The following is a 10,404-nucleotide window of genomic DNA, read 5'->3' on the forward strand; positions in this document are numbered from 1 at the left end:
CAGCAGGGCGTCTACTCCACGCACTCGCGCAAGCGGGGCAAGGCCAAGCGGCCCGGCCCGCCGGTGCACGACGATTTGGTCGAGCGCCGCTTCAGTGCCGAACGACCCAACAGCCTGTGGCTGACCGACATCACCGAGCACTGGACCGACGAGGGCAAGCTCTACTGCTGCGCCATCAAGGACGTCTACTCCAACGAGATCGTCGGCTACTCCATCTCGGATCGGATGAAGTCGCGCCTGGCCGTCGACGCCCTGGACAGCGCCGTACGGCGCCGCGGCGGGCCCGGTGCGGTCGCCGGGTGCGTCGTCCATTCGGACCGGGGCAGCCAATTCCGCTCGAGAAGATTCGTGGCCGCGTTGCGCCGTCACGACCTGCGCGGGTCGATGGGACGCGTCGGCGCGGCCGGGGACAACGCGGCCATGGAGTCGTTCTTCGCGCTGCTGCAGAAGAACGTCCTGAACCGGCGCCGTTGGGGCGCCCGTGACCAGTTGCGCCGGGCGATCGTGGCCTGGATCGAGCAGACCTACCACCACCGACGCCGCCAGGCCCGCCTCGGGCGCCTGACGCCGGTCGAGTTTGAGACCATCTACGCGACCGCCTCAGCGGCCTGAGAACCACTCACCCCGAGTGTCAACGAAACCTGCAGCAGTCCCCGTCAAGGATCAACCGGACCCGGTGTCAACCCTCAACCAGAACCCCGTCAACCCTCAGCCGAACACCGAACGTCAAGCATCAAGCGGAGCAATACAGTTGCGTTGTGCGCCTGGGCAGATTCGAACTGCCGACACCCGCTTTAGGAGAGCGGTGCTCTATCCCCTGAGCTACAGGCGCGTAGCACCGGCGTGGGCGTGGCGTCCCTGCCGGCAGGACGCCGCCAGCCTAGCGGGGCAAGGTGCTCACCCGGCGCGGGCCGGGACGCGTGCGGCGGTGGGCGGCGTGTCGACCTGCACCGACGAGTCCCGAACCACCAGTGACGGCACCAGCTGCACGCGCTGCACCGCCCGCTCGGCACCCTGGTCCAGGCGCTCCAGCAGCAGGTCCACCGCGCGGCGGCCCAGATCACCCCGCGGTGGGTGGACCGCCGTGAGGGCCGGGGTCGCCGACGCAGCGACCTCGTCGTCGTAAGACACCAGCGCCAGGTCCGCCGGCACCGCGAGGCCCAGGGATCGGCACGCCGCCAGCACCGCCAGCGCGCCCCAGTCCGACTGCACCAGCAGCGCCGTGCAGCCCAGCCCGCGCAGACGCAGCAGCTCCTCCTCCAGCGGCGGCCACACCGAGTCCGGCGCGCTGATGGACGCCGCGTGCTCCTTCGGGTCGACCGGCAGGCGCAGGGCGCGGGTCGCGTCGCGCCAGCCGCGCAGCACCGGGAGGCTGGTGGGTGAGCGGTGGCTGACCAGGACGCCGATGGTGCGGTGGCCCTGGGCGGCCAGGTGGCGGACGGCGATGTCGGCTCCGAGCGCGTGGTCCGTGACCACCCAGCCGAGGCGGTGGCTGCCCGTGGCGGCCGGCGGGCGGCGCTCCATGAGGACCGTCGGCACCGGCAGGCTCTCCAGCCAGTGCGCCAGGCGCGCGCCCATCGGCCCGTCCGACGTCGGGGCCACCAGCAGCCCGTCGACCCCGCCGTGCAGCAGCCGAGAGATCTGGCTGCGGTCGTCCTCGCCCCCGTCGTACGACGAGCCGCGCAGCACGATCCGCACGCCCCGCTCCTCGGCGGCCGCCCGCGCCCCGGCGACGACGTCCGGCCAGTAGTACTCCAGCGATGGCACGACCATGCCGACCGTGCGCGCGTCGGCCTGAACGCCCGACGACGAGCCCGCCGCCGCCAGGCCCGCCAGCTCCGGCAGGGTCGCACCGCCGTGGACGCGGACCACCCGGCCGGCGGCCGCGAGCGCGGCGATGTCGCGGCGGACCGTCAGCTCGGCGACACCGAACGTGCGCGCGATCGCGCTGACCCGAACCGCGCCGGTGCGCCGCAACTCGATCATGAACCGCTCGCGGCGCTGGGCGGCCAGCGGGGCTGCGGCGGCGGCACCAGCGTTCATGACCGCCGCGGCGGGGGCTCCGGGGCGCCCGGCCCGTGGTGCCCGCTGCTCCGGTACGAGCGCCACCGTCGGCCTCCTCGTCGTCGAGCCTGCCCTGCCGGTCAGAGCCTAGAACCGATCCCGCTGGTACGGGCACCGGCATCTCACAGGCGCCGCGCGACGAGAGGCGTCGACGAGACTCGTCGAGAACACAATGGAAGGACCGGCAACGACCCGACACAAGCACGACGAGCAGGCGCCGGGTGCCGCCGCCTGTCAGCGGCGCACCGGGCGGCCGAGTTCTCGTGGCGGTGGACGCGTTGGTGGGCGCGGTCGTCGCCCAGGGGCCACAGCGGCCGAGGTCGTGCTCCTGCCCGGACCGGGGCTACCTCTGCAGGGGCGGCGTCGCCCCGGCTTGGGACCGCTGTCAGCAGCCACTGCGGTGGCCCGCCTCATGATGGCCAACCCCGGCCTCAGCATTTGCGACGGCACCAAACCGCCCCAGATGGACAGGTACTCCTACAGCCAACCGCGGTGTACGGCCGCAACACCGTGAACCCGGTGTCGCGCGATCGACATGCCCTTGGTCGAACAGCACGACTGGCACCGCTTCTAACCCACGCAGGATCTGCCCTTGACCGCTGGGAACGACGGGCCGAACCTCAACGTCAACCATGACGCTACCCGTGCACTCCTAGCCAGTGGCAATAGTGAGCGACGGGGCGCGCCCTTGGCACGCCCAACCGCGTAATCGCTAGGACTACGAAAGTGCAAGCCGCTGGACGTGCCTGTCGCGCAACTGGCATTGCCCGACCCTGGAGGACGACGGATAGGAAGCAAGCTTCTAGCCTTGCCCCTCGCAGAACATTACGCGCCTCGCGTACAGTGTGTCCTGAGGGACAGATCGACGCACTAATCGCAACTCGCTGACGCGCGGCAAAGGGGCTTCTGCTATGGGCGACAATCACGACGGCAATGAGTCCGGCATCGCTACTACGACCGAAGTTGCGGAAGGGCTACTAGCGCCCGCCACCGCTTCCGATCTCATTCGGGCAAATAGCTTAGCCTTGCTCCGTGGCAATCGCAGCCGCGTTCTCTGCGGGCCAGAGGCGCTTGTCAAGGTCAACACGAGCATAGGTTGCAATCGACCGGCGGACTGGGATCTAGAACTGCGGAAACTGGACCAACTAGCAAACTGCGGGTACGGCCCCGATATCATGATGGATCTAAGTACCGTTCGACTCGCAAGACCGCTCTATGCAGAAATCCGCGAGCTAACCGGAGCGCCTGTCGGAACCTTGCCCCACTACACCGCTTTCAAGCCACGCGATGGACTCGACAAATCGAGACTGCTGGAGGAGATCGAACGCCATGCGACCGAGGGCGTCGCGTGGGTGACTTTGCACCTAGCAGTGACCTCGGAACTTTATGAATTGGCCAGACGGACCCGGCGCACGCCCACCACGGCTCGGGGAGGCGGCATAGCAATTCGGGACATGCTAATCAATAACCGAAGCGAAAGTCTATTGGCTGAGCTGTTTCCGGAAATTCTACGCATCCTGAAACGATTCGGGACAGCCCTGAGCCTGGGGACCACATTTCGACCCGCAAACACTTTGGATGCCCTCGACGCTGCTCACAAGACCGAATTACGACTGCAGAGGCGCTTCATAGACGAGTCTCAGGCGCAAGGAGTACCCGTCATGCTCGAAGCCGTCGGACACATGCGTCTTAGCGACGTCCCAATCTTCACCAACCTAGTGCGATCGGGGATAGGCCACAGCGGTCCAGTAGTGACACTCGGACCCATTCCAACCGATGCTTCGGTGGGCGAGGACCACATTGCCAATGCAATCGGATCAAGCGTACTAGCGTTGGCTGGGGGTACGGACGTGATCAACTCGATCACGCGTGAGGAACACACGGGTTCCGTGCCCGACCTCGAGTCGATCCTCGAAGGGCTCCGAGCCGCCCGTATCGCGGCGCACGCGGTAAATATCTCGAAGTTTCCGCAACTCGACTCCGCCGCAGAAGACAGTGTGGTGGACGCACGCAACAAGAACTACACGTGTGTCGTTGATGGCGGACTCTTTTCAAAATCCGCTACAACCAGGCATGCGATGGGTTGCACGAGGTGCGGCAATGAGTGCCCTTTGGTCGTCAATTTTGTCATCGACCGTGAAAGAGGGCGCGATAGACTCGTCTAGCCCCGCTGTCCGCGATTCGATTGCGTCATTTTGCCCACGTAAACTCCACGATGCTACATTCGGGGTAGGCGCTTCCCGAAATTTTGCGCGACGGCGAACTGGTAGAAGTCGTCGGTAGGCCGATTTTGCAACCACGGTATGCGGTTCAGGACGGTCGGAACTCCCCACCCCATCGCCGCCGCCGTTGCTAGTGAACCTGTGGGTAGCGCGGGCTCGATCCACTCGCTGCTCGCCGCCACAAGGAACAGTTGTCCTGAATGGTGCTGAACCTTGTATAGCTGTCGCATGATCGATGCAAGTCTGCGTTCGCTATCGCGCATGGCGGAGATTCGTCGGAGGGTGGCTTGTTGCCAGTCGGCGTGGGCCTCCATTGATCTCTTTACCGTATTAAGGTAGAACTCGCGAAATCTGACAAACTCAGGAGCGTCCCTTAGTTGCAACAATTCGGGGAGGCTCATGGTGCGCAGTGCGCCATGCGGCACGCCGCACAGCTCAAGTACGCGCTCGAGCAATAGGACGTTCGAGAGTGCTAGCGGGCCCGTTCCGGCTGCTTCGATCGGTGCCGAAGGCGCCAACAGGTCGCTCGCGCACGATTTGGCGTTCGCTAGCAAGTATAGATGGGACGCGCGCGCCACAAGGGAACGACAGAATTCCGTGGGCAACGCCAATTCACGTGCTGCGCGAGCGACTTCGCTCCGGGAGAAGAATGACCTAAGCGCAAGACTGCGCAGGCGCCTCATGATGGCGCCGCGTTCTGGTTCGGAAACTCGCGACGTAACCAGCATATTGACCGACCCGAGCACTTGGCAGTCAATGCAATCCGCGAGCCAGATGGACCGAAACTCTGCTTCCACTGAGTTGAAATCGAGGTGGACCACAGCGCCCAACCGCTCGATTCGTCGTGCTATATGGTACTGACCCGGCCGAGCAATCTCTGACTCGATTGCGGGATCAGTGGCCCTCAGTGCGTTGTGCAACTGGGAGGTCTGCGAGAGTCTCCTAGCGAAATAGTCATTCACGTCTCTGGTCTCATCCGCCGCTCGGATCGCCGGCAGCACGGCCCCCACTTCGACGAGCTGCTTGACCTGCGGAAGTATCCTGCGCATCTGCTCCGACTGCCAAAAGTGTGCTGCGGCTACAATCACGCGGTCGTACAGAAGAACCGCAAGGCGCATGCGGTGCATGATCTCCCGCTCGGTGGATCCCAAGCGAATTATCGAATAGGAGTCTGCAGCGCCGAAGAACACACTTCGCTCGCTTGCGAGGTCCGACATCGCTAGTTGCATCTCGCTCCCAACACCAGGTGCTGCAGCATGGCACGCGGTAGTCAGGAATGGCAATCCCTCCGCAGTCTCCTGGCTGCCCCTGGTGGGCCGTAGGTCGTGCCTGTGCTGGCGTGACGCGGACCAGCCGGGGCCAGCCGACCTCTCCGATTGTTGCGTACGCGCTATCCGCGGCCCGCCCTTCGTGAAATCGGTGCCCATGGAAAGAGGGGTGCTCGGGAATCGACAATGCACTAGTCGCAATCTCGTGACGACGATGGGCACTTCTGTGTGAACGCTAGGTGCCGCAAAACGGTTACTTCCATTGGCGAGCAGGGGGCGGCGCCCGTGCCCCCGATCCACGAAAAGGGACTGTATTGGCCGCGCCATCTCCTGGCGACCGTCGGCCACGGGTTAGTCAATGAGCGAGGATCGTACGGGGATTTAGACGGCCCATGCTCCGCTTCTCGGAGACACCGTTGCTAACAGTGCTCCCGCGGTATGTAGTTGCGTAGCCCTCGGTACCGCTCGGCGGGCGTCCGATCGGAATCCCGGACCTTTTCGGTTCGGCCTAGTACTACAGAGCCAGTCGCGCTCAGCCTTTCGCCCGCCGCCTCAGCGCGTCGAGTGGACACGTCGCGCACCTAGAGTTCTTGGCAAGGGCCCGTCGCTGCTTCCCGTCGGCAACGAGTGCCCATACTTTAGACAGCGTTGTTTAGGCAGCCCGCCAGCCAGCGCTCGGTGGCTCCCGCCAGGCGTCGCTAGCGAGCGGCAGGCTGAACGGCGCAGACGAGCGTGTTCGGTTCTGTTCGGGTCGCTGGACCTGGGCTCGCCCTGTGCCTTGACTGGTCCGGCCCGGGCCACCGACGACCCGGCGGGCGTCACCACGACGCCGTCTCCCGACGACGAGAGGCGCCAGCCGTGCCCCCCACCTCCCACCGGTCCCCGACCGCCCGCCGCCGCCAGGCCGCCCTCGCCGCCGCCGTGGCCGCCACGGTCGGCGCAGGCCTCGTCCCCGGCGGGCCCGCCACGGCCGCCGACCCCTCGTCGGGCAGCGCCACTGCGGCCGCCGAGACGCGCGCCGTCACGCTGCGGCCGAACCCCGCCTACCAGGGCGAGCCGTTCCAGGGCTGGGGCACCAGCCTCGTGTGGTTCGCCAACGCCACCGGCGACTACCCCGCCGACGTGCGGCAGGACCTGTACGAGAAGGTCTTCGGGCCCGACGGGCTCAACCTCAACATCGCGCGCTACAACGTCGGCGGCGGCAACGCCTCCGACGTCGCGCCGTACCTCAACGACGGCAGCGCGGTGGAGGGCTGGTGGCAGCCGGTCACGGAGGCCACCGCCGACACCCCCGCCTTGTCGAACCTCTACGGCCCCGACGGCCGGCCCAGCACGGCGCAGAAGCTCGCGTTCCTCGAGCAGTGGAACCCCGAGGACCCCTCGTCGTACGACCTCACCGCCGACCACACGCAGCGCTGGTGGGTCGACGAGCTGACCCGCCGCGACCAGATCACGCACTGGGAGACGTTCTCCAACTCCCCGCCGTGGTTCATGACGCGCAGCGGCTACGTCTCCGGCGCCGTCCGCCCGACGAACGGCACCCCCGGCGAGAACCTGCTGCCCGAGGCGGAGGAGAAGTTCGCCGCCTACATGAAGCACGTGACGCAGTACCTGGAGGACGCGCACGGCATCGAGGTCAGCACGGTCGACCCCTTCAACGAGCCGAACACCACCTACTGGGGCACGGACATCGACCCGGCCACCGGCCGCCCGCCGACGACGTACACCCAGAAGCAGGAGGGCGCGATCATCCAGCCCCCCGCGCAGAACCGCCTCGTCCAGGACCTCGCCGCGCAGCTCGCGCAGGAGGGGACGACGACGGACGCCGTCATCTCCGCCATGGACGAGACGAACCCCGGCCTGTTCATGACGAACTGGAACGCGTGGACGGACGCCTCGCGCGCCACCGTCGGCCAGCTCAACGTGCACACCTACGGCACGAACGACCGCCGCCGCGTCCGCGACCTGGCCAAGTCGACCAACCTCCCGATGTGGATGAGCGAGGTCGAGGGCTCGTGGGGCGGGAATGTCGCGCTCGGCGATTCTCCCGGCGGCTGGGACCGCAGCAACATCGCGAACGGCCTGGGCATGGCGGGGCGCATCATCGACGACCTGCGCGAGCTCGAGCCCGGCGCCTGGGTGTTCTGGCAGCCCGTCGAGGACGCGTACAAGATGGAGAACGGGAACGGCGGCTGGGGGTCGATCTACATCGACTTCGACTGCAACTACCCGGGCCGTGAGGGCATGTCCAACCGCCGGCTGAACGACGGGGACTCGCCCGACGAGGCGCGCTGCAAGGTCCTGACGAACCAGAAGTACAACACCGTCCGCAACTTCACCCACTACATCCGCCCCGGCGACCGGCTGGTGCCGACGGACGACACGAAGACCGTCACCGCGCTGCGCGCCGACGGCACCGGCGCGACGCTCGTGCACTACAACGACACCGCGACGGCCGAGACGGTGACGCTGGACTTGTCGCTGTTCGGCGACGTCGCGCAGGGCGCCACGGTGACCCCGGTGGTCACCACCAAGTCACCGATCGAGGACGTCGAGCGCAACGCCCTCGTCGAGGGCAGGCCCGTCGCGGTCGACGCCGCCACGAAGGCGGCCACGCTGACCGTGCCGGCCGGGTCCGTGGTGACGTTCCTCGTCGACGGGGTCACCGGCGTGGCCGAGGGCGCGCGGCCCGTGGTCGACGGCGGCGAGTACCTGCTGCGCGGCGACGCCTCGCGGCGGTTCCTCACGGCCGGGCCGAGCGGCGCGCTGACCATCGAGGACCTGCGGGTCGCCGCGGGCTCCGGTGCGCCGGTCGCCGGGCAGCGCTGGACGGCGCACGCGGTGCCGGGTCCGGACGCGGGCGCGGACGCAGGCGCCGGGCAGAACGGGCATGCGCAGGCCTACGTGCTGCGCGACGGCGACGGGCGGGCGCTCGTCGGCGCCGGCGGCGCGGCCGCGCGCGGGCAGGGCGGCACGGTCACGGCGACGGCCCTGTCCGTCGACGAGGCCCTCGCCGACCCCGCCGCCCACTGGGTCCTCACCACCGAGGACGGTGTGCGCTGGCGCTGGGTGAACCGCGTCGCGGCGGTGTCGCTGGACGTGTCGTCGGCGCGCACCGCCGCCGGCTCCCCCGTCGCGCTGTGGTCCTCCAACGGGGCGACGAACCAGGTGTTCGCGCCGATGCCGTCCGACGCGTTCGACGTCGTCGGCGTCGAGCCGCAGGAGGTCAGCACGCTGCGCGGCCAGCCGGCCACGCTGCCGACGACCGCGACCCTGCGGTACCGGATCGGCGAGACCGCGCAGGCGCCCGTGACCTGGCCGGCCGTCGACCCGGCGGTGTGGAAGAAGAACGGCACGCACACCCTGACCGGCTCGGGCACCGACCCCTTCGGCCGTCCGTACACCGGCGCGCCGCTGACCCTCGTCGTCGGGAAGATCACCGCCGCGGACCCCGTGTCTGTCACCGTCCCCGCGGGCACCACGGCCGCGGAGGTGCGGGCGCTGGCGCCGGCCGTCGTCCCCGTGCAGGTGGCGACGAGCACGCACCGGCTGACGCGTGCGGTGAGCTGGGACCTCGCGGGCCTCACCGACGCGGCGCTGGCGCAGCCCGGGACCGTCGCGGTGACCGGGACCGTGACGACGCCGAACGACCCGGTGCCCGCGCGGCTGAGCGTGGTCGTCGTGGGGCAGGCGACCTCGTCGCACCTGTGCCGCGATTTGGCCGGCGCGTCGGTGACGGCGTCCTTCACCGAGGGCGGCTACGCGGCGGCGAGAACCTGCGACGGCAGCGCCGGCACCTCCTGGTCGAACTGGGTCAGCGCGGGCCGCACGGCCGACACGCTCACCTACGAGCTCGGCCGGCCGGCGGTGGTCAGCGGCGTCGCGATCACGTTCGCGGAGAAGGCGCCCGCCACCGCGGCGGTCCGCTACCGGGACGCCGCCGGCCAGTGGGTGGCGGTGGGCACACCGGCGACGAATCCCGCGCTCGGCACGCCGCTGACCGTGGCTCTGCCGTCGGTGCGGACCACGGCGGTGCAGGTCGCGCTCACGATGTCGCGCTCGTACACGAAGGTCGCGGAGGTGGCCATCACCGGTGCCGTCCCGGCGCCGTCGTCGGAGGCCGGTCTGGGCCGGCTGCTCGTCGACGGCAAGGACGTCGCGTCCTTCTCCGCGACGACGAGCACCTACACCGTCGACGCGCCGCCGTCCCGCACCCCGGTCGTCGCCGCCGTCCCGCTCGACGAGGACGCCACCGTCGTCGTCGAGCAGGCCACGGCAGCGAACGCCCGCACGGCGACGGTCACGGTGACGGCCCCGGACGGCACGACCGAGCGCTACACGGTGACCTTCCGGTCGAGCTGACGCAGACCCCGTGGTGCCGGCCGGTCGCAGCGGCCGGCACCACGGCACTCCCGATGGCCGGGCCGCTCCACCACCGCCCGGTCCGGGGCGCCCCGGCCCTCATCGCGCCCGCCGGGCCGCCTCGCCACCGCATAGCCCACCGCTACACCGCCCGCTCCGACTGCGGCTCTCTGAGCCTGATTCATGCGGCTCTCTGAGCCTGATTCACCGGTCCAATCTGCCGGCCACCCCTTCGCCGGTCCACGTCCCTACGCCCGTCTCACTCGTCAGGGCTGCGTGTCAGTGGTCGATGGTGGGATGGGCCCGTGGCCGACCGAGGTAGATCTGCGCAGGTGGGACGCGCGCAGCGAGCGGGCTCGTCGCACCGTGCGACGACGCAGCAGGTGCCGTCGTTAGTGGCGTCCCGCAGAGTGGTGTGCGAGCCCGGCCCTGGTGAGGGCGTCGTCGTAGACGTGTAGGCGGTCACCGCGTGATTCTTCGAGAGACCT

General features: G+C 68.6%; 5 protein-coding genes and 1 tRNA gene. 3 read left to right on the forward strand and 3 right to left on the reverse strand.

From position 1 onward, the window contains the following. On the forward strand, positions 1-612 hold a 612-nt coding region (locus BM048_RS17440; RefSeq protein WP_139224532.1), incomplete at its 5' end, for an IS3 family transposase. A gap of 147 nt (positions 613-759) precedes the next feature. On the opposite strand, the gene BM048_RS17445 is transcribed toward BM048_RS17440, so the two are convergent. Together BM048_RS17445 and BM048_RS17450 are read right to left on the reverse strand one after the other, a co-directional pair. After that, positions 760-832, reverse strand: a tRNA-Arg gene (locus tag BM048_RS17445). Positions 833-897: 65 nt separating this feature from the next. Next, the gene (locus BM048_RS17450) at positions 898-2,109 is read right to left on the reverse strand and encodes a substrate-binding domain-containing protein (protein WP_239079069.1); all 1,212 of its coding nucleotides are present in this window, start codon (positions 2,107-2,109) and stop codon (positions 898-900) included. Positions 2,110-2,975: 866 nt separating this feature from the next. On the opposite strand from BM048_RS17450, the gene BM048_RS17455 reads away from it, so the two are divergent. Beyond that, positions 2,976-4,229, forward strand: coding sequence for a phosphomethylpyrimidine synthase ThiC (locus BM048_RS17455; RefSeq protein ID WP_090035293.1), 1,254 nt, complete (start codon positions 2,976-2,978; stop codon positions 4,227-4,229). A gap of 53 nt (positions 4,230-4,282) precedes the next feature. Here BM048_RS17455 and BM048_RS17990 read toward each other — a convergent pair whose 3' ends face one another. Then, positions 4,283-5,437, reverse strand: a complete 1,155-nt coding sequence (locus BM048_RS17990) for a hypothetical protein (RefSeq protein WP_139224533.1) — start codon at positions 5,435-5,437, stop codon at positions 4,283-4,285. Between the two features lie 975 nt (positions 5,438-6,412). Between BM048_RS17990 and BM048_RS17460 the strand changes: the two genes are divergently transcribed. Continuing rightward, complete coding sequence (locus BM048_RS17460) at positions 6,413-9,916, forward strand: glycoside hydrolase (protein WP_090035296.1); 3,504 nt, start codon at positions 6,413-6,415, stop codon at positions 9,914-9,916. Positions 9,917-10,404: the final 488 nt, after the last annotated feature.

The sequence above is a fragment of the Cellulomonas marina genome, from assembly GCF_900111925.1.
Classification (GTDB): domain Bacteria; phylum Actinomycetota; class Actinomycetes; order Actinomycetales; family Cellulomonadaceae; genus Cellulomonas; species Cellulomonas marina.

Bases quoted from the DNA above. Each gene is read 5' to 3' on its own strand.
- BM048_RS17455 (WP_090035293.1), top strand. From the start codon at position 2,976: ATGGGCGACAATCACGACGGCAATGAGTCCGGCATCGCTACTACGACC.